A 25,454-nucleotide genomic window follows, 5' to 3' on the forward strand; every position below is an offset into this window, starting at 1 on the left:
GCGGGGTCAGGGGCGCGACGTGGCGAGCTGGACGGCGGCTGCCGGCGCACCGGATTGGGGCGCCTGGGTGACAAAGGCCAGGTTGTACTGCGCACCCTCGAGGCCCTGGGCGATCGCCTTGCGGTACCACGCGGCCGCTGCTGCGAGGTCGCGGGGCATACCGTCGCCACGCTCGTGCATCAGGCCCAGGCTGCGCTGGGCGCGGCCGTCGCCACGGGCCGCCGCATCGGAAAATTCCTTGAGCGCCACATCGTGTCGGCCACGCTGGTAGGCCACCACTCCGTCGTCGTAGCCGGCCCAGGCGGTGCTCAGAGGGACGCCGGCCAGCACGAGCACGCTGAGACTTCGGCGCAGGGAGGGGGAGGTGAGGGTACGCATGGGCGCCATCCTGATCGGTACTTTCCGGTGCTTCAAGGTCACAATGCACAACCGTTGGAAACATGCCGGAAACATGGATGGATTTAACCCTCGGGTTCAGTTTTGCGTGCCGTACCTTGGGATAGCCAGACGTTGATGCCCTGTGCGTTCAGTGTCACGTCCATCTGCAGCAGTGCGAGGACCGCCTCCTCGGCCAGCGAGATGCCGGCCTTGCGGGCCGAGGCCAGCAGGGTGCTGGCGACCATCGCCTCCAGCCGGCGCACACGCTCGGCGCGATCCGCTGGCCAGTCGGCCTGTACCGCGCGTGCGCCCGACACGAACTGATCGAGCACCTCGCGGAATTGCGCGGCCACACGCGGTACGTTATCGACCCGGCTGAAGTGCGTCGGGTAGAGCACCTGCGGATCGGATTCCAGCAGCCGGTCGATCGACTGGCGCAGTGCGTCGGGGTCGAACTGCACCGGGGTGGTGCTGGGAAACATCCACGGTCCCGCCGCGGTGTCGAACTCGCGGTAGCTGATGCCGAAGGTGTCGCCGGTGAACCAGCCGCGGCTGCGGGCGTCCCAGATGCAGTGGTGGTGGCGGGCATGGCCGGGGGTGTCGATCAGCCGCAGCGGGCGCTGGCCGAGCAGGATTTCCATGGCGTCGTGGCTCTCCACCACGCGCTCGGCGGGGATCGGTTCGACCGTGCCGTAGGTCTGGCGAACCACCTCGACGCCGTAAACCGCGCGGGCGCCTTCGACCAGCGCCAGCGGGTTGATGAGGTGCCGCGCGCCGCGGGGATGGATCAGCGCGCGGGCTTGGGGTAACTGCGTCATCAGCAGGCCGGCGCCACCAGCGTGGTCCAGGTGCACATGGGTCGGGATGACCCAGTCCACCGCGTCCCGCGACAGGCCCAGCGCGGCCAGCGTGTCCAGCAGCCGCGGCACGGCCGCGTTGTGGCCGGTGTCGATGAAGGCGGCCCGGCCGCTGTCGACGACGAGGTAGGCCGCATCGAAGCGCGCGCGTTCGAAACCGGTGTCGATGGCGTAGATCTGGTGGCCGAGATCTTCGGCGTGGGCGGGCAGCGTCATGCCGCCAGCATGCCACGCAGGGACGATGTGCCGCGCGAATGGCGCGCTTATTCCGGTCCTGCCCGGGCCTGCCGGGCCGTAGTCTGCGAACCAGGTTGTAACGGAGTGTTGGATGTCTGGTTCCTGGCCGATCGGTCGATTGCAGCGGAGCGGTTCCTGGGGCGCTGCCCTGGGGCTGGTGCTGGGTGCGCTCGCCGCGCCGGGCCTTGGCCGGGCCACCGGCGCGCCGACGGTGGTGCTGGCCGGCACCATGGGCGACAAGGTGGTCGTGGTCATCGACGGCCGCACCCGGGTCATGACGGTCGGCGACACGGCCGACGGCGTGCGCGTGCAGCGTGGCGCGGGGGGGCAGTCGGTGGTGGTGGCGACCAGCGGCGGCGTGCAGCGGGAACTGGTGGTGGGTGCGGCGCCGGTGATGGTGGGGGCGGCGGCGACGTCGGGGACGACGGGCGCGGCGCGGCGCCTGGTGCTGGAGGCGGGCAGCGACCGGCTCTTCCACGCCGCCGGCGAGATCAATGGCCAGGTGGTGCAGGGGGTTGTCGACACCGGGGCCTCGCTGGTCGTGCTGTCCACGCAGGCGGCGCGCCGGCTGGGGGTGGACTGGCAGGCCGGCAGCGCCGCGCAGGTGCAGACTGCGTCCGGTCGCAGCGCCGGGCGGCGGGTGCGGCTGGCGCAGATCAGCCTCGGGCCCTTGCAGGCGCGCGACGTCGAGGCGGTGGTCATCGACAGCGACATGGCCTACGTGCTGTTCGGCAACAGCTTCCTGCAGGGCTTCCGGCTCCAGTGGGAGCAGGGACGCCTGTCGCTGACGCCGTGAGGCCGCTGGCGCTACCATGGGCCGGATCCAGGACACGAGGAGTGCAGTGATGACAACCCTGGCGACACGGTGCGGCGGCTGGCTGCTGCTCTGGCTGGCCGCTTCGGCCTCGGCGCAATACAAGGTGGTCGGCCCGGACGGTCGGGTCACCTACACCGACCGGCCGCCCGCAGGGGCCACGGCCCGCCCGCTCGGTGCTGCCAACGCGGCGACCCCCACGGCCGAGCTGCCCTACACGCTGCGGCAGGCGGTCGCGCGTTACCCGGCCACCTTCTACGCCGCGCCGAACTGCGCCCCTTGCGACAGCGCGCGTGCGCTGCTGCGGCAACGCGGCATCCCCGTGCGCGAGATCAGCATCGACCGGGCCGAGGACGTCGCCGAACTGCAGCGCCGCGAAGGCCAGATCGAGCTGCCCATCCTGCGCCTGGGCGCCCAGCGCCTGCAGGGCTTCGAGACCGGGGACTGGCAACGCACGCTCGACGCGGCCGGCTACCCGCGCAGCTCGCAGCTGCCGCCGACCTGGCGGGCCGCGCCGGTGCAGCCGCTGGTGCCGCCAGAAGCGATGGCGGCGCCAGGCGAGGGCGACACCGCGTCACGCCGCCCGGCCGCACCCGCACCGGTGCTGCCGGCGGCCTCAGGCAGTTTTCGTTTCTGACACGGGCGCCGACACCGGCACGGGCCAGCGGCTGACGCGGTTGCGCCCGGTGCGCTTGGCGTCGTAGAGCGCCTGGTCGGCCCGGTCCACCAGCATGGCCAGACCCGCCAGTCCCGGCTCGAACAGCGCCATGCCGAAGCTGGACGTGACCCGCAGGCCGGCCACGGACTCGACCTGGCTGCCCGCGGTGTCCTCGATCTCGCGCCGCAGCCGCTCCGCCAGCATCAGCACGTCGGCCGCCTCGCGCTGCGGCAGCAGCAGGCAGAACTCCTCGCCGCCATAGCGGCACACCAGATCCGTGCCGCGCACGCCACCGGCGAGGATGGCCGCCACCGCCTTGATGACCTGGTCACCGGTGGCGTGGCCGTGGCGGTCGTTGAACTGCTTGAAGTGGTCGATGTCGGCCATCACGCAGACCAGGCCCTCGCCACGCTGGTCGGCCAGCTCGAACAGCCGGGTGGCCTGCTCGAAGAAGGCGCGCCGGTTCAGGCAGCTCGTCATCGGGTCGCGGGTGGCGAGCCGGCTGAGTTCCTCGTTGCGCTCGCGCAGGGCCTGCTGCGAGGTCTGCAGCGCCCGGTTGAGCTGGTGCAGCGCGCTGACGTCGCGCAGCCGCAGCATGCTGCCGCGCACCTGCCCGCCGGGGTCGAGCACCGGCGTGCACTTCACCAGCACCTCGCGCACCTGCGCCGGGTCGTCCGCCGGGCCGATGCGCACCTCGCGCTCCTCGGACGGCGCGGCTGTGCGCACGGCGGTGGCCCAGGGCGATTCCACCGGCGCTGTGCCGTCCCCGTCACCGGCCACGGCGCGGCACAGCCAGTCGAGCTGCGTGACCGGCTGACCGATGGCCACCGCGCGCCGCGGCTGCTGCAGCGGCGCCAGGCGGCGGAAGGCCTCGTTGGCCATCATGACGCGGGCCTGCGGGTCGAGGATCACGATGCCCTCGTCGAGCACGTCGAAGGCGTCGCGCACCCGCTCCGGGATCACCTGGCCCGGGTCGAGGTGCTGCAGCACGCGGCGCAGGTAGAGCCAGATCGCCAGTGAACTCAGCAGCACGACGCCCAGCAGCGCCCGCACGACCGGCGCGGCGAGCACCTCCGCCAGCGTCGTCGGGTAGATCGGCCGGAAGGCGATTTCCAGCGTGCCCCAGGGTTGCGACTGCGCGTCGTGGATGGCCACGCGCACTTGCGTGAGCGTCGAGCGCTCGCCGGGCGGCAGGGTCCAGTGCGCCGCGTGGTCGCCGATCAGCGTGGTGCGCGGGCGGCCCTTCTGTTGCAGCGCCACCGACAGCACCTCGCGGTCCTGTTCGGCCAGCTGCCGTATCGCGCGCTGCGGCAGGCGCCCTCCCTGCTCGATCCCCTGCGTGACCAGCAGCGCCAGCGCCGTGCTGGTGGTCTGGCGGGCGACGAGTTCGGTGCGCGCCCGGTCCGGGATCAGGCCGAAGAGCACGTCGAGCAGGAAGATCACCGCCAGGAAGATCGCCACCAGCCCCAGCGTCAGGCGCACCTCGACCCCCGGCCGCGGCCACCAACCCGGCAGGGTGGGCCAGCCCGTGGACCGGCTCACCGTCCGGCTCCCTTGGCAGGCGCGCGGGGCTTGCCGGCCGTGGTGTCGACGCCGTCATCGCGCTCGCTGTCCTCGCGGGGGGCCGGAAAGCGGTCCCGGCCCAGCACCTCGGCGGCCGAGGCTTCCTCGTTCTGCGGGTCCGGGCCCGCCGCCGCGTCGTCGTCCGGTCGGAGCCGCACCGGCAGCGGCGCCCGCGTCAGCACCGGCAGCGGATCGAAGAACTGCCAGGTCGGCACCGACACCAGCAGCGAGCCCGCCACGCCGCCCAGCCGCACCGTCCACCACACCAGGCCGACGGTCAGTGCCAGTCCCGAGGCCTCGATCGGGTCGATGGCCGACTGCAGCTGCCCCGCGGTGTCCTGCAGGTCCGTGCGCAACAGGTCCAGACCATCGTCCGCCAGCGCGGGCAGCTCGATGCCGTGCGACAGGGCGCCTGGCAGGTCATAGCTGGCCTGCAGCGCCGCGACCACCGTGTTGGGCAGGACGAGTGCGAGCAGGTCGGTGGGCGCTGCGGCATCGGTCGCGTGCGCGGCGGCCTCAGGGCCGGCGTAGGCGACGCGGCTGTGCGCGCTCAGGGCCGCGATGTCGGCGGAACTGTCGGCCTGGACCTGCGCCAGCCACTGCTCCGCCGCGACCGAGCGGACCTCGCGTGACAGTGGTTGCCGGTCAGCCGACAGCGACGGCAGGTCCAGTGTCGATGCATCAACCGCGGTGGCGTCTCTCGCCGTCGGGCCGCTGACGGTGAGCACGGGCGTCGGCGCCAGCTGGGGCGGCGGGGGAGGGGCCGGCGCAGGGGGGGGTGGCGGTGGCGGTGGCGGGGCAGGCGTCCACTCCACACCGACCGTGGTCCAGGCGCTGAAGGCACTGCCGTCGCTGACACGCAGCTGCACGGTGGGCGCCTGGTCGGTCGCGGTCGCGACGAAGCGGATCTGGCCGGCCTGCAGCGCGCCCAGGCTGAACTGCGCGAGCGCGGTGCCCGGCGCGTTCACCGCCTCGAAGCGGCCACCGCTGATGGTGCCGACCTCCACCAGCAGGGGCGCGGCGGTGCCGTCCGGGTCCTGCGCGTTCAGCACGTCCGTGCCGAGCGTCAGGGGTTGGTCGCTCTGGATCTTCCAGGGCGCGAGCGTCAGCGCCGGCGGCTCGTTGACGTTGTCGATGAAGACCGTGAGGGTCTGCGGGGCGCTGGTCAGGACGCCGTCGCGCACCGTGGCGGTGAGGACGACCGACGCCAGCCGCTCGTGGTCGAGCGAGGCGGGATCGACCACCCGGATCGTGCCGGTGGCGGGGTCGACCGCGAGTGCGGCGCTGCCGGTGAGTGTCCAGCCGGACAGCGTGGTGCCGGGATCGGCGTCGGTGGCATGCAGCGTGCCGACCACGGTGCCGGCCGGGCTGTTTTCCGCCACGTGCAGGGTCTGCGCGGCATCGACCACCGGGGCGCTGGGCACCACCTGCACCGCCACCGCGTTGCCGAACTCGGAGCTGTCGCCCCAGGGCCTGGGCGCCAGGGCGGCGGACTGCACGGTGGCGGTCGCCGACACCACCTGACCGGTCTGCAGCAGCACACCGGCCAGCGTGGTGTCGATGTGCGCGAGGCCGTTGGCGTTGACCGTCACGCTCGTGCTGCCGAGGAAAACCGCGCCTTCACCGAAGCCGAGCGGGTCGGCCTGGTTGCTGACAAAGAACTCGATGCGCAGCGTCGTGCCGGCCGTGCCGGTCATGTCGCCGACCAGCCGCGTCGCGCCGGCCACGCTCGTGGCGCTGCCCAGCACCGGGTAGTTCAGCAGGTTGTTGGGGCCGCCGTCGGTGTCGGCCTCGCGGTTGCCGTTGACGCCCGCGGCGCCGAGGTCGATGCCCAGCCCGGCGTTGTCGTGGACCGCGTTGCCGAGCACCGACACGCCACCCGCGGTGCCGACGATGGAGATGCCCGCGCCGGCCTTCTGCCAGGCGATCAGGTTGCCGGTGCCGGCGGTCGTGCCGCCAATCAGCACGTCACGCGTGTTTTCCACGTAAACGCCGAACGAGCCATTGCCGACGGCGTGGGTGCCGCTCAGGTCGGTGCCGATCAGGTTGCCCTGCACGCTGCTGCCACTGGCGCCGGCGAGCAGGTAGACGCCCTCGTAGCCGTTGCCGCTGACCAGGTTGTGGACCACGGTCGCCGACGGGGCGTCCAGGTAGATCCCCACCGTCCGGTTGCCGAGCGCGGACTGGCCGAGGCTGTCGGTGCCGATGTAGTTGCCCTCGATGCGGGCCCCGCTGGCGCTCGCCCCGGTCACCAGGATCCCGGCGTAGTTGCCGGACAGCAGGTTGCGGTCGGCCGCCGTCGGGCCGCCGACCAGGGCCTGTGCGGCGCTGATCTCGACCGCGTTGCCGCTGTTGCCCGGTGCGGACTGCCCGGTGGTGTCGGTGCCGATGCGCAGGCCGGCCAGCGTCACGCCATCGGCGCCGGCACGGACCTGGATGGCGGCCCCGCCGAACTGCTGGATGACCAGCCCGCGCACGAGGCTGCCGTCGCTGCCATCGGCCAGCACCAGCGCCGAGGCGCTGCCGCCCGCGTCCGTGCCAACCAGTTCCACCACCGGCCGGCCCAGCGCCAGCGCGTCCGGCTCGCGGCTGGCGTCGAGCCAGACGGTGTCGGTGATGAGCGGCAGCGCCGAGCGCGGGGTGATGGTGTGGGCGCCGTTGACCAGCGGCGCCGGGATGTCGAAGCGGATGGTGTCGGCGCCGGGGTGGAGGTTGGCCTGGGTGATGGCGTCGCGCAGCGAGCCGGCGCCGCTGTCGGCGGTGGTGCTGACGACGAAGGTGCTGCCGATGTCGCCCAGGCTGGCCAGCGCGGCGGTGTCGGCGGCGTACAGGATGCGCGGCTCCAGCTCCTCGTACTGCCAGCGGCGGCGGGGCGGGCGCGTCATGGGGATTTCTTCTCGGCAGCCGCTCCGGCTGCGACGGCCAGACCCAGATCGACCTGGCAGCGCGCGCCGGCCGGCACGGCGCGGTCGGCGTTGTCCATCGCCATCCGGACGCGGAAGGTGTTGCTGGCCGCGTCGATCACCTGGTCGACCTGCGTGACCGTGGCCTCGCGCGCGGCCACGCCCGGCACCTCGGCCTTCACCGGGTGCCGCGCCCCGGCGCGCACCTGCCCGAACTGGCTGGCCGGCACGACCACCTCGACCCGCAGCCGCGCCACATCGGCCACCCGCAGCAGCGGCAGCAGCTCGACCCGCTCGCCGGGCTGCGCCATGCGGTCGACCACGACGCCGTCGAAGGGGCTGCGCAGCGCGCGCTGGCCCAGCTGCGCCAGCGCCTGGGCCGATTCGGCCTGGTAGACGGCGCGCTGGTCCTGGGCCTGCTGCAGGTTCTGCGCGGCCACGGCCAGCTCGGTGCGGGCCTGGTCGAGCGCGATGTCGGAGATGAACTGGTCGCCGTGCAGCGACTCGGCGCGCTGGGCCTTCTGCCGCGTCAGCGACAGCGTGGCCTGGGCGGCGCTGACGGCGGCCTGCGCGCGGGCACGGGCTTCGGCGGTGCGGACCGAGGCCCGCTCGCCCGCGGCGTGCAGCACCGCCAGCGGCTGGCCCCGGCGCACGGTGTCGCCGCGGTCGACCAGCATGCGCTCGACCACACCAGCGACGGGCGTGCCGATCTCGGCCACCCGGACCGGCGTGATCAGGCAGCCGAGCGTGAGCGCGGACGCGCAGGCGGGCAGCAGCAGCCAGAGCGACAGGCCGAGCAGCAGGCCAGGGTACGGGAGGTGTCGGTCACGGGGCATGGGGCGTGGTGTCATCGGACAGTGGGCGGGTTGGTTCAGTCACCCGGGGCAAGCCGGTCGAGGCGCTGGCGGTCCAGCTCGTCGCCCAGGCGCAGGCGGCGGCGCTCGTCGGCCGCCCGGGCCTCGCGGGCGCGCTGGCGCAGGCGCCAGGCGAGGTCGCGCCAGGCGCCGAGCGCGCTGAGGCTGTAGAGCGAGCGGGGCGCACCCACCCGCCAGTGTTCGACGCTGCCGGGGTCGCCCTGGCGCGCGGTGCGGCCGAAGAGCTGTTCGTCGAGGCGGCGCGCCGGGTTGTCCTGGCAGTTCAGCACGTGCAGCCCGCCGGCCTGCGCCGCGCGCGGGTGCAGGCGGATGTCCACGCCGCGACCCGCCATGCGGGTGGCCACGGTGATGCGGCCGGGCTGGCCGGCTTCGGCGATCAGGGCGGCCTCGCTGGCGTCCTGCCGCGCGTCGAGGCATTGCAGCGGCAGCGGCGCCGCGCCCGCGGCAAACGTGGCCTCGAAGGCCGCGACCAGCCGCAGCGACTGCGGCACGCCGTCGGTGCCGATCAGCACCGGCCGGCCGATCCGGGCCAGGGACAGCGCCCGCTCGACCACCGCCCGGTCGCGGGCTGCCTCGTCGGTGAACCAGCGGTTCGGGCCGCGTTCGCGGCGGGGCGGGGTGTGCGGCGGCACGCGGGTGACGCGCAGGCTGTAGAGCCGGTGCAGCTCGTCGCGCTGGTCGTGCAGCGTGGCGCTGGTGCCGCCGATCAGGCGGTAGCGGCGCAGGAAGTGGCTGTAGGTGGTGCGGGCGGCGCTTTCGGTGGGTGGCGGTGGGGGGCAGCCTTCTTTCAGGCAGACCAGCTCGTGCAGGCCGTTCGACCACATCCGCCCGGTGGCGATGCGGCCGGTCACGGGGTCGATCAGGCGGAGCTGGTCGTGGCGCACCAGGTAGTCGCGCTGCGGCTGCAGCAGGTGCGTGGCGACCAGCGCCAGGCGCACGAGTTCCTCGCGGTGCAGCCGGTGGCGCCACAGCCGCGCGAGGCCGGTGCAGAGCGTGTCCAGCCGCTGCGCGCCGGCGGGGGTCAGCACGGCGTCGCGGGCGACCGGCTGCAGCTCGAAGTCGCGGCCGGGCTGCAGCTGCGCCGCCAGATCGAGCGCGGTGCCGAGCTGCGACAGGCGCTCGCCGGCCTCGCCGTGGCGGGCCAGCACCAGCGGCATCACGGCTTCGTCGAGCAGGATGCTGTCGGCCTCGTCGATCAGGGCCACGTCGAAGGCGGGCACGGTCGCGGTGTCGTCGTCCAGGGGGGTCTGGGTCAGGGCGCGGGCGTGTTCGCTCAGGCGGGCGTCGCGCGCCGAGGCGGACCAGGCCGAGCGGCCGGCCACCTGGTCGCGCAGGCTGTCGAAGACCAGCTCCCGGGCGCTGACGTAGACCACATCGGCGCGGTAGGCCGCGGCGCGTTCGGTGCTCGTGTGTTCGGCGGTGACGGCGGCCACGCGCAGGCCGAGCGCCGCGAACCAGCCGTGCAGCTGCCGGGCATCCCGCGTGGCGAGGTAGTCGTTGGCGGTGAGCAGGTGCACGCTGCGGCCGCGCAGGGCCAGCAGCGCGGCGGCCAGCGCGAGCGCGATTGTCTTGCCCTCGCCGGTGGCGAGTTCGGCCAGGCGCCCGTCGACCATCGCCTGCGCCGCCAGCCACTGGTTCGGGCGCGGCAGCAGCCCGAGCGCCTCGCGGCAGGTGGCGTCGAGGCGGGTTTTCAGCGCGGCGCTGGTGTCCATCAGTCGCGCGCCTGGAACTGGCCGAGGAAGGTCTGGCGCAGCCAGCGCCCCAGCTGCCACGCGGCCGAGCGTGGCGTGAACGCGAAGCGCACCCACACGCGGCTGCCGACGCGCTCGCCCAGCGGCTGGTCGCTGGCGAGTTCGAGCACCGACACCGGGTCGCGGCTGCTCAGCCCCTGCGCATCGGACGGATCGGTGACGACCAGACCGCCGCCGGTGTCGCCCAGGCTGCGGGTCGGCAGGCGCCGGGTGGCCGACGGCAGGGTGGTGGTGCGCAGATGGGCGCCAAGCAGGTCGGCCGGCCGGTCGCTGCGGCGCAGCGTGATGCCCTGCAGGCCGTCCTGCACCAGCAGCGCGTCCTCGTGCGGCAGCACCACCTGCAGCGTGCGGTTGTCGTCCGGGCGGACGTGGCCGAGCGTGTCGCCGCGCTCCAGCCAGCGTCCGCCGAGGCGGGTCGCGTCGTCCAGCACCAGCGTGCCGGCCAGCGGTGCGCGCACGGCCAGTCCGGCGATCTCCGTGTCGAGCTGCTGGCGCTGGGCGCGCAGGGCGCTGGCCTGCTGCTGCAGCGCGGCGGCCTGGCCCGGGTCGCGGGCGAGGGCGTCGAAGCGGCGCGCGTCCAGCCCGGCGAGCTGTTCGTCCAGCGCGTCGCGGCGGCTGGTCAGGCGGTCGTTGTCCAGCGGGAGCACCACGTCGCCTGCGGCCACGCGGCGGCTGGCCGGCTCGGGCGGGGTGGTGACGAAGCCGGCGGTCTCCGGCCGGATCCAGGCCGACTCCGGCAGCCAGACCACACCCTGCGCGGTGGTCGCGTGCGGCAGCGGCCAGAAGAAGAACAGCGCCAGCACGGCCGCCGCGATCAGCGCCACCCGCCCCATGGCAACCCGGCGCACCGAAGCCGCCAGCATCGGCGCCTGGAGCTGCCGCCACAGGCCCAGCAGCGGTGCGCCCACCATCAGCCCGCCCAGCACGGCGGCGGCGGCCAGCCCCAGGCCCGCGTGCACGCTCCCCAGCCAGCGCACGATCACGAGGCTGAGCCCGGCGCGGTAGAGCCACGACAGCGGCGCGTAGGCGATCAGCCAGCCCCGCTCGCCGGGCGCGCAGGCTGGTGCCGAGGCGGCGTGGCCCGCACCATTGACCAGCCGGCTGCCCACACGCAGCCACCAGCGCCGCGAGCGCGCCGCCAGATTCGGCAGGTCCAGCGCATCGCACAGGGCGTGGTAGCCGTCCATGCGCAGCAGCGGGTTGCCATTGACCAGCAGGCTCGACACCGCGCCCAGGAAGAGCACGACGAAGGCCAGGTCGTGCAGCAGGCCGTTCTGCGTGTGCTGCCAGACCACGAGGGCGCCGGCGGCCATCGCCAGCTCGGCCATGATCCCGGCCAGACTCACCAGCAGCCGCTGGCCCCGGCTGGCCAGCGCGCTGGCGGCGCGTGCATCGACGTGCGGCACCGGCGTGAACAGCATCATCGTCAGCCCGAAGGCGCGCACCTCGCCGCCGAAGCGGTGGATGGCCAGCGCGTGGGCGGTCTCGTGCAGCAGCTTCATCACCGGGTAGACGGCCCAGAGCAGACCGAGGTGGTGCGGGCTGCTCAGCCAGTGGCGCCCGTGGGCGGACAGGGCCGGCCAGTCGGCCAGCGCCGCCAGCCCGGCCGCGGCCACCGCCAGCGCCCACAGCACCAGCAGCGCGGGCTGGAGCACCGGGTGCAGCCCGTGCTCCAGCCACCGCACCAGCCGCGACGGGTTGCCCAGCGTCACCTGGAAATACAGCGGATTGGCCGCGCTGACGGGCGCGCGTGCACGCTGCCAGTCCTGGTCCGGGCGGGCCGGGCTGCCGCCCGCGGCATCGATCGTCGCCTGCAGCAGACCCGCCTGCTGCAGGTGCGTGAGCAGGTCGATCACCTCGGCCTGGGTCGGGGCGTCGTCGCCCTGTTCATCGAGCAGCGTCTCCCACAGCCGCTGCACCGTGCGCTCCCCGTTGCAGCGCCCGACCAGGGCCCAGGCGGCGGCGTCCAGCCGGTGGGTGCGCTGCGAGACGCCGTCGGTGAGCAGCATCCAGCGCTCGCCCCGCGTGATCTGGCGCTGCAGGCGGACATGGCCGCGCAGACGCGGTTTCAGCGGCGCGACACGGTACCAGTGCGGGTGCAGCAGGGCATCGGCGGGGAAGTCAGCCATTCCAGCGCCACCACTGCAGGCGCAGCCAGTCGGCCACCCGGGTGCCCAGCGTCAGCAGCCGGCTCTGCCGGCCGACCTCGATGCGGGCCACCCCCGTCAGTCCGGGCCGCAGCGCGGAGGCGCCGGCTTCCGCACCGGGCTGCAGCCGGGCCTCGACCTCGAACACATTGGCGCCCTCCACCGCATGGGCCGCCGGCTGCACCCGCTCCACCTGCAGCGCCAGCGTGTCCCAGGGCAGTGCCGACAGCGCCAGCCGCGCCGGCTGTCCGGGCCGCACCGCGTCGATGTCGCGCTCGTCGATCTCGATCACCACCCGCGGCGCCTGGTCCGGCGTCAGGCGCATCAGCGTGTCGCCGCGCCGCACCGGCATGCCGACCGAGCGGGTCAGGTCGCCGTCCAGCACGAGGGCATTCATCGGCGCCTCGATGCGCGTGCGGCCGAGTTCGCGCCGCACCTGCTGCAGCTGTGCGCCGATCTCGTCGCTGCGGGCGAGTTGCACGCCCATCTGCGCCCGGTCCGAGCGGGCGAGGGCGGCCATGTAGGCGTTCTGGTGCTGGGCGATCTCGCTTTCCAGGCGGCGGGCATCGACCTCCAGGTCCTGCGGCGCCAGTTCCAGCAGCGGCTGGCCGGCGCGGACATGGTCGCCAGGCCGGGCGTGGACCGCCTGCAGGAAACCGTCGGTGGGCGCGGTGAGGCTGCGCTCCTGCCGGCCATCGAGCCGCGCCCGTCCGCCCAGCTCGTGTGACACCGGCCACAGCAGCCACCCGGCTGCCAGCACGGCCAGACCGGCGCCCAGCCCGCGGCGCAGCCAGGAGGAGCGGTGCCAGCGCTGCGACACGCGCTGGGTGGCGCGTTGCCAGAGCGGCTGTTCGTGGCGGTGCAGCAGGTCGAGCCACGGCGCCATCAGCGCGAGCTGGTGCGCCAGGGTGTCGGGGTCGAAACGGGCGAGTGCCTGCGGGTCGCGCCAGCACAGCGTGAGGGCGCCGACGACGCGGCCGTAGGCGTGCAGCGGCAGGCTGGCGACGGCGCCCAGATCGCCGCCCGCGGGCTGCACCAGCGCGGCATGGGCCAGCGTGAGCCGGGGCGGACCACCGGCGGGCTCCGGCCAGCGCACCAGCACGCCCTGGTCGATGCACTCGTCCAGGGCCGCTTCGAAGGCCAGCTTGGCCCGGACCGTGCTGGCCTCGTCTCCCAGTGCACCAGGGTTCGAGACGGCCAGCAGGTGGCTGCGCTGCCGCTGCCACCAGCCCAGCGCCACCTGGGCGCAGCCGAAGCTGGTGGCCAGATCTGAAACAAGTTGCATGGCGGCCGGACCGAGCCTGTCCTGCGACATCAGCCCGGCCTGCCAGCCGACGAACTGCTTCAGCGCAGGCGGGCCATCGGAGGTCGCGGTGTCACGTGCCGTGGTGGTGCGGGGGTCGAGGAGGGGACTCGTCATGGCAAACCGCCGGGCAGTGCCCGGCGGTTGAAAAATGCGAAAAATCGGACGTCCCCATTGTAAAGGTGCGAATTCCGTCACAACCTTTGCGCTGCCTTGCGAAACGGTGTCGAACCGCTTCGCGGGCAGCCGCCCGATCCGGTCTGGCTCAGGTGCCGATGCGACCGCCGTCGTTCTTGGTGATCACGACCGTCGCCGAGCGCGGGCGGGCGGTACCGCCATCCGGCCAGTGGCTGCCGAACTTGGTCGGGTCGACGATCGACGCCGCGGCGGTGTCTTCGCCCGGGTGCTGGATGTTGATGAACAGGGCCTTGCCATCCGGGGTTTCGCAGATGCCGGTGACTTCCGCCTGCGCTGGGCCAACCAGGAAGCGCTTGAGCGTCGTCGCCGTCGGCTTCTTGCCCATGTACGTGTCCACGGCCAGCGTGGCGGTGTCACGGGTGTTGTTGACGGTCAGCTTGGCACCGTCGCCGCGCGAGCCGGCCACGGCGGCCAGCAGCATGCAGTTCGTCACGTCGGTGTAGGCGCCGTCATCGGTCTCGATCCAGGCCAGACCCGTGCTGTTGGTGAAGCGCATGCCGTCCGGGCTGGAGAAGTCCTGGTCAGCGGTCAGGCCGGACAGGTTGATCGCCGCGGCGGCAGTCGATTCGGCACCGAAGAGGTACACGTCCCACTGGAACGCCACCGCGGCCGGATTGCGGCCGTTTTCCGACATGCGGATGATGTGGCCGTTGACGTTGCCCTTCTGTGCCGTGGCCGTGCCCTTGGTGTCGTTGTAGGCACGCGGGTTCGACGCGTCGACCAGCGGGTAGGCCGTGCCGGTCAGCACGCGGTTCGTGTTGTTCGTCAGCGTGAAATAGATGTCGTCGGTGGCCGGGTTGACAGTGCTCCACTCCGGGCGGTCCATCTTGGTTGCACCCAGGGCATCAGCGGCCAGGCGGGCGTTGACCAGCACGTCGGCCTGGTTGGCGAAGGTGTAGGTCGCGTAGCCCTTGATCGCGGCGGCGCTGATGTCCAGCAGCAGCCACTCGCCGGTGCCGTCGGCGTTGAACTTCGCGGCGTAGAGCTTGCCCTTGTCGAGGTACTTGTCGCCGGTGGCGATGCGGTCGGCGGGCACAGCGTCGGCGGCCGCCCAGATGGCGTCCGACACGAACTTGAAGATGTACTCGCCACGCGAGTCGTCGCCCATGTAGAACGCCAGCGGCTTGCCGGCCACCGGGGTCAGGTAGGCGGCGGCTTCGTGCGCGAAACGGCCCATGGCGGTGCGCTTCTTGATCTTGGCCGTCGGCTGGTACGGATCGATCTCGACGTTCCAGCCGAAGTTGTTGATGATGTTGCGGTAGTCGTCGGTGCCGTCGGTGGAGGTGCCGGACTGGCTGGCGTTCCAGCGGGCGTAGAGGTCGGCGGTGCCGCCGGTTTCCCAGCCGTAGCGGCTGGCTGCGCCTGCGGCCAGACCGTAGCGCTTCAGGGACACGACGCTGCGGGCGGTGGCGCCACCGCGGGCGGTGTCATCGGCAGCGGCGCGGGTGAAGTAGCCGATCCAGTTTTCTTCGCAGGTGATCAGCGTGCCCCACGGCGTCGTGCCGGTGCCGCAGTTGTTCTGCGTGCCGCGGGTGGTGGAGCCGTCGATCGAGTACTTCGTCTTCATCAGCGCGTCGCCGGCGGCCGGGCCGGACAGCGTCATCGTCGTGGCGGCGGTGATGCGGCGGTTGAAGGTCGAGCCCTGGACGTAGCTGACGACGCTGCCGGTGCGCTTGACTTCGACGATGGACAGGCCGTGGACCGCGACTTCCTTGTCCACTTCAGCAGCCGGGCGCGGGTTGGGCGTCGGGCCGTTCGGGAACAGGAACAGGTTGTTCTGGTACTCGTGGTTCATGCCGAGCAGGCCGCGCTCGCTGCTCGAGGCGTCCGGGCCGGTGCCGGCGGCGTTCAGGCCGAAGTACTCGATGCCGTCGTGGCAGTCGCCCGAGCGCTTGTCGAAATCGCCGTCGGTGCCGTCGTTCTTCGCCGCGGCCACGCCGGTGGCGATCGGGTCACCACAGCGGTAGAGCACGGTGGCCGTGTAGCCCGCGGGCACGGTGATCGTGTCGGCCAGCGACTTGCCGACCGCTGCGAAGCCGAGCGAGGACACCACGGTCGACGGGGCGGCGACCACTTCGTCGTCGCCGCCACCGCAAGCGGCGGTGGCGAAGCTGCCGAACACCGCCGTCGCAGCCGTGCCGACGCTGCCGCGCAGCATGCCGCGGCGGCTCAGCCGGGCGGCCATGACCGATTCGAAGGTCGGGTTGGCGCTGGTGTTGCTGTCTTCTTCTTCCTGGAAGGCGGGCTGGGCGAGGAGGCGGTGATCGACAGGGTGGTTCATGGCAGGTCCGTGGCGCGTGGCGGAAGTTGTGACTTTCGGCATCGTCTGCGCGCATTGTGAAAATACCGTGACAGCATCAAGTCGGATCGGTGACACCTGCGCCGATCGACAATGCCGCTTTCTTCTCCTACCTTTTTTCTTCTACCTGTCCAGGGCCTTGACCATGAATGCAGTGTTCCGGTTTGTTGTGTGTGCGGGGCTGGCAGTCAGCCTGAGCGGCTGCGGCGTGATGGCCGTGGCGGGTGCCACCGCGGGTGCCGCGATCTCGGTGGCCGGTGCGGTGGTCTCCACCGGCGTCAAGGTGACCGGCAAGGTGATCGAGAAGACGATCGACGTGGTGACGCCGTCCAGCCCGACCCCTGCGGAATGAGGCTGCGCTTCAGTCGATCGGCGTCAGCTTCGCCACGCTGAGCGCCAGCCACTTGGTGCCGTGGCGACCGAAGTTGACCTGGGCGCGGGCATCCGCTCCCTTGCCTTCCAGCGCCAGCACCACGCCTTCACCGAACTTGTTGTGGAAGACGGCCTGTTTGGGCCGCAGACCGTGGCCTGAGGACTCGGCCGCGCTGCGCGCCATCGCCACCGGCACGGGAGACGCCCACGAGGGCGGTGGTGCCGGTGCGGGTGTCCACGCCGGCCGTGACGGCGCGCCGTAGCCGCCACCAAAGCCTGCGCCCGACCCTGACGAACCGAAGGCCTGCCGCTTCGGCGTGAGCCACTTCAGCGCTTCCTCGGGCAGCTCGTCCAGGAAGCGGCTCTTCACGTTGTAGCGCGTCTGACCGTGCAGCATCCGCGTCTGGCTGTGGCTGATGTAGAGCCGCTGGCGGGCGCGGGTGATGGCGACGTACATCAGGCGGCGCTCTTCCTCCAGTCCGTCCGCCTCGGTGGCAGCGTTCTCGTGCGGGAACAGGCCTTCTTCCAGCCCGGTGATGAAGACCGCGTCGAACTCCAGCCCCTTGGCGGCGTGCACCGTCATCATCTGCACGGCGTCCTGCCCTGCCTGCGCCTGGTTGTCGCCGGCTTCGAGCGCGGCGTGGGTCAGGAAGGCGGCCAGCGGCGACAGGATCTCGCCCGTCTCCGCGTCCGGCAGCAACTCGGCCGCCGTCTGCCCCATCTCGTCCACCGGCAGCGCCACCGCGTCCTTGCCGAAGCCCTCGATCGTGACGAAGGCCTCCGCCGCGTTGACGAGTTCCTCCAGGTTCTCGATGCGGTCCTGGCCTTCCTTCTCGGTGCGGTAGAAGTCGATCAGCCCGCTGGCGGCGAGCACCTGCTCGATGATCACGCGCAGCGTCTGTCCTTGGGTGCTGGCGCGCAGACCGTCGATCAGGCGGTTGAAGGCGGCGACCTTGGCGCCCGCCGTGCCAGTCAGGCCGCTGACCCCTTGGTACAGGCTGCGGCCGCTGGCGCGCGCGACTTCCTGCAGCTGCTCCACCGAGCGCGTGCCGATGCCGCGTGCCGGGAAGTTGACGACGCGCAGGAAGCTGGTGTCGTCGTTCGGGTTCTCGATCAGGCGCAGGTAGGCCAGCGCGTGTTTCACCTCGGCCCGCTCGAAGAAGCGCAGGCCGCCGTAGACCCGGTACGGCACGCCCGCATTGAACAGCGCCGACTCCAGCACCCGCGACTGCGCATTGCTGCGGTAGAGCAGGGCGCATTCCGAGCGCGCCATGCCGCCGCGGTGCAGCTGCTGCAGCTCCTCCAGCAGCCACGCGGCCTCGGCGAAATCGCTGGTCGCCTCGTAGACGCGCACCGGCTCGCCCGGCCCCGCCTCGGTGCGCAGGTTCTTGCCCAGCCGCCCGGTGTTGCGCGAGATCAGCGCGTTGGCCGAGTCGAGGATGTTGCCGAACGAGCGGTAGTTGCGCTCCAGCTTGATGAGCCTGGCGACCCGGAACTCGCGCTCGAAGTCGGCCATGTTGCCGACGCGCGCACCGCGGAAGGCGTAGATGCTCTGGTCATCGTCCCCGACGGCGAATACCGCGCACGGCACATCCCCCTTGGCCGGATCGCCCGCGAACATCTTCAGCCAGGCGTACTGCAGCCGGTTGGTGTCCTGGAACTCGTCGACGAGGATGTGCTGGAAACGGTGGCGGTAGTGCTGGCGCAGCGCGGCATCGTCGCGCATCAGCTCGTAACTGCGCAGCATCAGCTCGGCGAAGTCGACCACGCCCTCGCGCTGGCACTGGTCCTCGTAGGCCTGGTAGATCTCGGCGAGCTTCTGGCTGTGCGGGTCTTGGACGTCCACGTCCTTCGGGCGCTTGCCTTCTTCCTTGGCGCCGGCGATGAACCAGGCGACCTGCTTGGGCACGAAGCGCTCCTCGTCGAGCTTCATGCCCTTGATGACCCGCTTGACCGCGCTGAGCGAGTCGCCGCTGTCGAGGATCTGGAAGCTCTGCGGCAGGCCGGCCTGTTTCCAGTGCGCGCGCAGGAAGCGGTTGCACAGGCCGTGGAAGGTGCCGATCCACATGCCGCGCACATTGAACGGCAGCATCGCGCCGAGCCGCGTGAGCATCTCCTTGGCGGCCTTGTTCGTGAAGGTCACCGCCATCAGCCCGCCCGGCGAGACCTGGCCCGTCTGCAGCAGCCAGGCGATGCGGGTGGTCAGCACGCGGGTCTTGCCGGAGCCGGCGCCCGCCAGGATGAGTCCCGGCTCGGGCGGCAGCGTGACCGCGGCGAGCTGTTCGGGGTTGAGGTTGGCGAGCAGGCGGGACGACACCGGCGCGGCGGGGTCGTGGGGCATCGGGGAGTCCGGGGATTCGTGCATCGGGAAATTCTACGTGCCGGGTCTGACGGGCGCGGCCATCGGGCGGCCGATACCCCGCAACTGCACAAGCCGCGCGGACACAGGCCGCTCCGGTGTGGCGGACACCTGCGAATGCGGGTACGCGTGGCGCCGTCGGCGGGGTGTTCATTTCGTACCATTAAACACAATTAGAAACATCTGGCCGAACACCGACCGGCTCCTGCCCCATGAACCGTTTCTGCATCCGGCGCCTGCCGAGGCTCGTGCTGCTGCTGTCCGCCACGGCGGCACTGCTGGCGTGCAACAGCGAAGAGCCTGAAGCGACCAACGCGACCGGGACGGCATCGACCACCGCACCGCAGGTCCGCCGCCAGGCGCTGGCGGTCGTGCAGCCGAACCTGGCGCGCTGGTCGGCGGTGAAGACCCTGCCGCTGGTGCCGGTGTCGGCGGCCAATCTGCCGGACGGGCGGCTGCTGATGTGGTCGGCTGAGGAGAAGTTCAGCTTTGGCGGGTCGGGCCGCACCTACAGCCTGACCTTCGATCCGCTCAGTGACGCGGTGTCGGAGCGGCTGGTGTCCGAGACCGGCCATGACATGTTCTGCGTCGGCACGACCAACCTCGCCGATGGCCGCCTGCTGGTCAACGGCGGGCTGGATTCGGCCAAGACCTCGCTCTACAACCCGGCCACCGGCGTGTGGACGGCCGGCGCGCTGATGAACATCCCGCGCGGCTACCAGGCCAACACGCTGCTGCCGGACGGCGGCGTGCTGACGCTGGGCGGCTCGTGGAGCGGTGGCGTCGGCAACAAGCATGGGGAAGTCTGGACCGAGGCCGGTGGCTGGCGGCGGCTGACGGGCGTGCCGATCGACTCCTTCCTCTCGCCCGACCCATCGCGCAACTTCGGCGGCGACTCGCACTTCTGGCTGATCCCGGCGGGCAACGGCCGCGTCTTCCACGCCGGTCCCGGTGTCAACATGCACTGGATCGACGCCCGTGGCACCGGCGCGGTCACGCCAGCCGGACGGCGTGGCGACGACGAGTTCAGCGTCAGCGGCAACACGGTGATGTACGACGCCGGCAAGGTGCTCAAGACCGGCGGCGGCCCCGGCTACGACAGCGTGCAGGCCAATGCCAACAGCTACGTGATCGACCTGAACGGCGGCGTCACGGTGCGCAAGCTGCCGCCGATGGCCTACCGGCGCGCTTTCCACAACAGCGTGGTGCTGCCGAACGGGCAGGTGGTGGTCCTCGGCGGGCAGACCTACGCGGTCGGCTTCTCGGACGCCAATTCGGTGCTCGCGCCCGAACTCTGGGATCCCGAGACCGAGACCTTCACGACGCTGCCGGCGATGGCCGTGCCGCGCAACTACCACAGCATCGCGCTGCTGCTGCCCGATGGCCGGGTGCTGTCGGCGGGGGGCGGACTGTGCGGCGCGGGTTGCGCGGCCAACCACCCGGACCTGCAGATCCTCAGCCCGCCCTACCTGTCGAATGCCGATGGCACGCCCGCCGTGCGCCCGGTCATCACCGCCGCGCCGGCCGTGGCCGGCCATGGCCAGACCATCGAGGTCACGACCGACAGCGCGGTGGGCGCGTTCGCGCTGGTGCGCCAGTCGTCCACCACGCACGCGACCAACAACGACCAGCGCCGCCTGCCGCTGGCCTTCCGCGCGCTGGGTGGCAACCGCTACGCGGTCGACGTGCCGACCAACGGCGGCCTGGCGCTGCCGGGGCAGTGGATGCTGTTCGCGCTGAACGCGGCCGGCACGCCCTCGGTGTCCACGCTGCTGCGCCTGACGCTGGACGGCAGCCCGCAGCTCGCGCCCGTGACGGACCAGGCCTCCACCGTCGCCGGCCCGGTCGGCTTCACGCCCCAGGTGACACTGCCTTCGGGCACGGTCGCCAGTTGGCGCGCCACCGGCTTGCCGGCCGGCACCACCATCGACCCGGTCACCGGCCGCATCAGCGGCACGCCCACCGCAGCAGGCACCTTCCGCGTCACGGTCTTCGTCAGCGCGGGCGGGCGCACCGTCTCGACCGACTTCGTCTGGAGCATCAGCAACCCGGCCGCCACCCGCTACGTGCGGCTGGAGGCGCTGTCCGAGGTCAATGGCAATCCGTGGTCGTCCGCCGCCGAGATCGAGCTGCTCGGCGCCGATGGCCGCCCGCTCCCGCGCAGCGGCTGGACCGCCACGGCTGACAGCGCCGAAACGGCCAACGAGAACGGCAGCGCCGCCAACGTGCTCGACGGCAACCCGGCCACGATCTGGCACACCGCCTGGAGCACGGCGACCGCGCCGATGCCGCACTGGATCGTGCTCGACCTGCAGCGCGGCGCCGAGGTCACTGGCCTGCGCTACCTGCCGCGCAGCACCACACCGAACGGCACCATCCGCCAATACCGCGTCTTCCTCAGTGCCGATGGCGTCAACTGGGGTGCGCCTGTGGCGAGCGGCGACTTCTCGCAGCTGGATGCGACGGCGACCGCCGAAAAGATCATCCACTTCGAGAACATTGCCCGCGGCCGCACCGCAAGCCAGTCCTCGCAGTTCGACGTGGGCGCCGCCGGACGCGCGGTCGATGGCAACACCGATGGCAACTGGGCGGGCAATTCGGTGTCCCACACCCAGTCCGAGGCGAACGCGTGGTGGGAGGTCGATCTCGGCCGCGCGCACGACCTGCACGCCATCCGGCTCTGGAACCGCACCGACTGCTGCGCCGACCGGCTGACCAACTTCCACGTCTTCGCCTCCGACACGCCGATGACCGGCCGCACGCTGGCCGCGCTGCTCGCCGACACCACCGTCTGGCGCCGCAGCGTCACCACCACCGCGCCGCGCGCCCTGCGCCTGGACGCGCTCGGCGCCCGCGGCCGCTACGTGCGGGTGCAGCTGGCCGGCACCAACTTCCTGCAGCTCGCCGAGGTCGAGGTCCACGGTCGACCCGCTGCCGACACGCCGCCACCCGTCACGCTGCCGACGCTGCAGCCCGTGACCGTCGCGCCGGTCGCAGTGGGCGGCACCGTGTCGTGGACCGCGGCGCCCTCGCTGGCCGGCACCTACACCTACCAGTGGGATTTTGGCGATGGCACGCCCGTGACCGCCTGGTCCGCGTCGCCGAGCGCCAGCCACGCCTTCGCGGCGGCCGGCGTCTACACCGTCACCGCCACGCTGCGCACCACCGATGGCCGCACCACGACCCGCTCCTTCTGGCAGGTGGTGCAGGGCACGACGGGGCAGGGCGGCCGCTCGACCTCGCCGGTGCTGGTGGAAAACCGCACCGGCGCCACGCCGCGGCTGTGGAGCGTCAACCCGGACCACGGCAGCGTCAGCGTCTTCGATCTGGCGATGAACACCCGCGTGGCGATCCTCCCGGTCGGCTCCCAGCCGCGCACGCTGGCGCTGGCGCCGGACGGCCGCGTCTGGGTGGCGAACCAGGAGAGCGCCTCGCTGAGCATCGTTTCGCCGACGACGCTGGCGGTGGTGCAGACCGTGCTGCTGCCGCGGGCCTCGCAGCCCTACGGCGTGCTGGTCCGCGCGGACGGCACGGCGCTGGTGTCGCTGGAGGCCAGCGGACGAATCGCCCAGGTGTCGGCGGCGGGCGTGGTCGGCAACAGCGTCGACGTCGGCCCGAACGTGCGGCATCTGGCACTGAACGCGGCGGGCACGCGCCTGCTGGCGACCCGCTTCATCACGCCGCCGTTGCCCGGCGAAGGCACGGCGGCGGTGCAGACCAGCGCCGGCGGTGCGCCGAAGGGCGGCGAGCTGCTGGTGCTCGACCCGGCCACGCTGGCGCGCCAGTCGACCGTGGTGCTGCAGCACAGCGAGCGCCCGGACACGACCGTCAGCAGCCGCGGCATCCCCAACTACCTTGGCGCGCCGGTGATCGCGCCCGACGGCCGCAGCGCCTGGGTGCCGTCCAAGCAGGACAACGTCCGGCGCGGTGCGCTGCGCGACGGCCTCGGCCTGATCTTCGAGACGACGGTGCGTGCCGTCAGCTCGGTCATCGACCTCGGCACGCTCACCGAGGCCACCGCGGCGCGGGTGGACCACGACAACTCTGGGGTGGCCAGCGCCGCGGCTTTCCACCCGACGGGCGCCTTCCTCTTCGTCGCGCTGGAGGCCAGCCGGCACGTGGCGGTGGTCGATCCGGTCGGACGGCGCGAGCTGTTCCGCTTCGACACGGGCCGTGCGCCGCAGGGGGTGGCGGTGTCGGCGGACGGGTTCACGCTCTACGTCCACCACTTCATGGACCGCAGCATCGGCGTGTTCGACCTGCGCCCGCTGCTGCAGCGCGGGGAAGCGGCGGTGCCCGCCACGGCGACGCTGGCGGCCACGGCCAGCGAGGTGCTGCCGGCGGCGGTGCTGCGCGGCAAGCAGTTCTTCTACGACGCCCGCGACCCGCGCCTGGCGCGCGACGGCTACATGAGCTGCGCCGCCTGCCACCACGACGGTGGCCACGACGGCCGCACCTGGGACTTCACCGGCCAGGGCGAGGGCCTGCGCAACACCATCAGCCTGCGCGGCCGGGCTGGCGGACAGGGCCGCCTGCACTGGAGCGCCAACTTCGACGAGGTGCAGGACTTCGAGGGCCAGATCCGTGGTCTGCAACAGGGCACCGGCCTGATGAGCGACGCCCAGTTCGCCACCGGCACGCGCAGCCAGCCGCTGGGCGATGCCAAGGCTGGCGTCAGCACCGACCTGGATGCGCTCGCGGCCTATGTCGCCTCGTTGAGCGCCCACGCGCCGACGCCGTACCGCCAGGCCGATGGCACGCTCACCGCCGACGCGGTGGCGGGCCGCACGGTGTTCGCCGGCAAGTGCGCGAGCTGCCACGGCGGCGCCGATTTCACCGACAGCGCGACCAGCCCCTTGCGCAACATCGGGACGCTCAAGCCATCCAGCGGCCAGCGCCTCGGTGCCGCGCTGACCGGGCTGGACACCCCGACGCTGCGGGACGTGTGGTCGACGCCGCCTTACCTGCACGACGGCTCGGCGGCCACCATCGAGGCGGCCGTGCAGGCCCACACCACGCTGACGCCCGCGCTCACCGCCGCCGAGCTGGCGCAGGTCAGCAACTATGTGCGCCAGATCGGCCGCGAGGAAACCACCGCGCCGACCCCGACCGGCGCCGGCACCGGCCTGCGCGGCGAGTACTTCGCCGGCACCACCCTGGCCGGCACGCCGCTGCGCACCACCGCCGAGGCGATCGACTTCAACTGGGACCGGGGCGCGCCGGCCGCGGGCGTGCCGGTCGACAACTTCTCGGTGCGCTGGAGCGGCTGGGTCGAGGCGCCGGAGTCGGGTCCTGTCGTGTTCCAGACACGCTCGGATGACGGCGTGCGCGTCTGGGTCAATGGCGTGCAGGTCCTCAACAACTGGACCGACCACGGCGTGACCGACAACACCAGCACCGCGGTCACCATGGCCGCCGGGCAGCGGCTGCGCATCGTGGTCGAGTACTACGAGCGCGGGGGGCGGGCCGAGATCGCGCTGCGCTGGCGCTGGCCGACAACCAGCGTGTTCACGGCGGTGCCGGCGAACCGGCTGTACCTGCCGTGATGCATCCGCGGCGCTGGCAGCTCACTGCAGTCGCCCTGGTCACGCTGGTCGTTGGCGGAGCGCTCGGGCCGAGATGGGGCGCCGGTCCCTCGGCAGAGGGTCTGCACGGCGCAGCGCTGTGGAGCGGTGGCCTGCCGCTGACGGCCCGCATCGTCGGGCATGCCCACGCGCTGCCAGTGGCGGCGGCGCGTTGCCTCAACTGCCATGCGGGCGCTGTCGCCGCGTCGGCACCGGCCGCGGGCCTTGCGCCGGTGGACGGGCCCGCGCCCGTGCTGACGGCCCGCCACCTGCGCGAGTCCCGGCCGCGTCGCGGCGGTCCACCCTCCCGCTATGACGCGGCCTCGTTCTGCACGCTGCTGCGGACCGGAGTCGATCCGGCCGCGGTCCTGCTGCCGCGCCAGATGCCGCGCTACGAGATCAGTGATGCGGATTGCGGCGCCCTCTGGGTCCACCTGACCCGCAAGCCCGCATGACGCTCCGGCGGCGTGCCTTCCTGGGCCTGGCGGGTGCGGTGCTGTGCGGGCCGGGGGCCGGTGTCCGGGCGCACGGACTGCTCGGCCCGGTCACACCGGCGCAGGCCCTGCCCGCCACCGCGCTGACCTTGCACGACGGCCGGCGCCTGCCGCTGGCTGCCGTGCTGCAGGGGCGGATGACGGCGCTGCAGCTGATCTTCACCGGCTGCAGTTCGATCTGTCCAGTGCAGGGCGCCGTGTTTGCCGAGCTGCAGGCGCTGCTGCGGCGGGAGGGCACCGGTCGCGGACCCGCGCCGCAACTGCTCTCGGTCAGCATCGACGCGCTGGGGGACGATGCCCGGGCACTCGCCACCTGGCGTGCCCGCCATGGGGCCGGTGCGCAATGGCTGGCCGCGGTGCCGGACGTGGCCGGTGTCGACCCGCTGCTGGACAGCCTGCGCGGCCGCACGGGTGGCGCAGACCGCCACAGCGCGCAGGTGTTCCTCCTGGACACAGCCGGACGGCTGGTTTTCCGCTGCGCGGAACTGGCCTCGGCCGAGGCGGTGGCTCAGGCATTGCGCCAGAGCCGCGCGTAGCGCGCCGCCGCACCCGATTCGATGGGTGTGCTGCCGAAATGCCAAAGTTCAAAGTGATAAAAATAAAACAGTCGTAACAAGTTGAATCAAAACGTCGCTTTTGTGCCGTGATTTTTATACGAATTCATTCCTAAAGTTTTTCAATA

At 72.3% G+C, this 25,454-nt stretch carries 16 protein-coding genes; 6 read left to right on the forward strand and 10 right to left on the reverse strand.

What is annotated here, in order from left to right; all coding sequences use genetic code 11:
- Nucleotides 1–6 precede the first annotated feature (6 nt).
- Together AABN02_RS07310 and AABN02_RS07315 are read right to left on the reverse strand one after the other, a co-directional pair.
- A complete protein-coding gene (locus AABN02_RS07310; RefSeq protein WP_338414264.1) occupies nt 7–378 on the reverse strand; it encodes a hypothetical protein in 372 nt (123 codons plus the stop codon).
- Nucleotides 379–461: 83 nt separating this feature from the next.
- Nucleotides 462–1,451 (reverse strand): MBL fold metallo-hydrolase, encoded by a 990-nt coding sequence (locus AABN02_RS07315; RefSeq protein WP_338414265.1) that lies wholly within the window; start codon nt 1,449–1,451, stop codon nt 462–464.
- A gap of 112 nt (nt 1,452–1,563) precedes the next feature.
- Here AABN02_RS07315 and AABN02_RS07320 point away from each other — a divergent pair, with 112 nt between their 5' ends.
- Nucleotides 1,564–2,268: a retropepsin-like aspartic protease gene (locus tag AABN02_RS07320; RefSeq protein WP_338414266.1), complete on the forward strand. Its 705-nt coding sequence runs from the start codon at nt 1,564–1,566 to the stop codon at nt 2,266–2,268.
- A gap of 49 nt (nt 2,269–2,317) precedes the next feature.
- Nucleotides 2,318–2,923: a glutaredoxin family protein gene (locus AABN02_RS07325; protein ID WP_338414267.1), complete on the forward strand. Its 606-nt coding sequence runs from the start codon at nt 2,318–2,320 to the stop codon at nt 2,921–2,923.
- Here the strand turns inward: AABN02_RS07325 and AABN02_RS07330 are convergent.
- The 7 genes from AABN02_RS07330 to AABN02_RS07360 all read right to left on the reverse strand — a co-directional run bounded on the left by AABN02_RS07330 (nt 2,903) and on the right by AABN02_RS07360 (nt 15,965).
- On the reverse strand, nt 2,903–4,486 hold the full coding sequence (locus tag AABN02_RS07330) for a diguanylate cyclase (RefSeq protein WP_338414268.1): 1,584 nt from the start codon (nt 4,484–4,486) through the stop codon (nt 2,903–2,905). The genes AABN02_RS07325 and AABN02_RS07330 overlap by 21 nt on opposite strands.
- Entirely contained in the window at nt 4,483–7,392 is a 2,910-nt protein-coding gene (locus tag AABN02_RS07335; RefSeq protein ID WP_338414269.1) for a right-handed parallel beta-helix repeat-containing protein, read from the reverse strand. Before AABN02_RS07335 ends, AABN02_RS07330 begins: the two co-directional genes overlap by 4 nt.
- Nucleotides 7,389–8,246 carry an efflux RND transporter periplasmic adaptor subunit gene (locus tag AABN02_RS07340; protein WP_338414270.1) on the reverse strand — a complete coding sequence of 286 codons (858 nt, stop codon included), beginning with the start codon at nt 8,244–8,246 and terminating at the stop codon, nt 7,389–7,391. Before AABN02_RS07340 ends, AABN02_RS07335 begins: the two co-directional genes overlap by 4 nt.
- A gap of 35 nt (nt 8,247–8,281) precedes the next feature.
- Nucleotides 8,282–9,997 carry a hypothetical protein gene (locus AABN02_RS07345; protein ID WP_338414271.1) on the reverse strand — a complete coding sequence of 572 codons (1,716 nt, stop codon included), beginning with the start codon at nt 9,995–9,997 and terminating at the stop codon, nt 8,282–8,284.
- Entirely contained in the window at nt 9,997–12,165 is a 2,169-nt protein-coding gene (locus tag AABN02_RS07350) for a hypothetical protein (protein ID WP_338414272.1), read from the reverse strand. Before AABN02_RS07350 ends, AABN02_RS07345 begins: the two co-directional genes overlap by 1 nt.
- Nucleotides 12,158–13,603, reverse strand: a complete 1,446-nt coding sequence (locus AABN02_RS07355; protein ID WP_338414273.1) for an HlyD family efflux transporter periplasmic adaptor subunit — start codon at nt 13,601–13,603, stop codon at nt 12,158–12,160. Before AABN02_RS07355 ends, AABN02_RS07350 begins: the two co-directional genes overlap by 8 nt.
- A gap of 148 nt (nt 13,604–13,751) precedes the next feature.
- Nucleotides 13,752–15,965, reverse strand: a complete 2,214-nt coding sequence (locus AABN02_RS07360; RefSeq protein ID WP_338414274.1) for a PhoX family phosphatase — start codon at nt 15,963–15,965, stop codon at nt 13,752–13,754.
- A 163-nt stretch (nt 15,966–16,128) separates the two neighbouring features.
- On the opposite strand from AABN02_RS07360, the gene AABN02_RS07365 reads away from it, so the two are divergent.
- Complete coding sequence (locus tag AABN02_RS07365) at nt 16,129–16,335, forward strand: hypothetical protein (RefSeq protein WP_338414275.1); 207 nt, start codon at nt 16,129–16,131, stop codon at nt 16,333–16,335.
- 9 nt (nt 16,336–16,344) lie between these two features.
- Here AABN02_RS07365 and AABN02_RS07370 read toward each other — a convergent pair whose 3' ends face one another.
- Entirely contained in the window at nt 16,345–18,720 is a 2,376-nt protein-coding gene (locus AABN02_RS07370; protein ID WP_338414276.1) for a UvrD-helicase domain-containing protein, read from the reverse strand.
- A gap of 206 nt (nt 18,721–18,926) precedes the next feature.
- Between AABN02_RS07370 and AABN02_RS07375 the strand changes: the two genes are divergently transcribed.
- The 3 genes from AABN02_RS07375 to AABN02_RS07385 are packed head-to-tail and all read left to right on the forward strand — an operon-like array spanning nt 18,927 to nt 25,308.
- A complete protein-coding gene (locus tag AABN02_RS07375) occupies nt 18,927–24,260 on the forward strand; it encodes a discoidin domain-containing protein (protein WP_338414277.1) in 5,334 nt (1,777 codons plus the stop codon).
- Nucleotides 24,257–24,733 (forward strand): hypothetical protein, encoded by a 477-nt coding sequence (locus tag AABN02_RS07380; protein WP_338414278.1) that lies wholly within the window; start codon nt 24,257–24,259, stop codon nt 24,731–24,733. Before AABN02_RS07375 ends, AABN02_RS07380 begins: the two co-directional genes overlap by 4 nt.
- A complete protein-coding gene (locus AABN02_RS07385) occupies nt 24,730–25,308 on the forward strand; it encodes an SCO family protein (RefSeq protein WP_338414279.1) in 579 nt (192 codons plus the stop codon). The genes AABN02_RS07380 and AABN02_RS07385 overlap by 4 nt, the downstream gene beginning before the upstream one ends.
- Nucleotides 25,309–25,454: the final 146 nt, after the last annotated feature.

This window comes from uncultured Sphaerotilus sp., assembly GCF_963924895.1.
GTDB lineage: Bacteria > Pseudomonadota > Gammaproteobacteria > Burkholderiales > Burkholderiaceae_C > Sphaerotilus.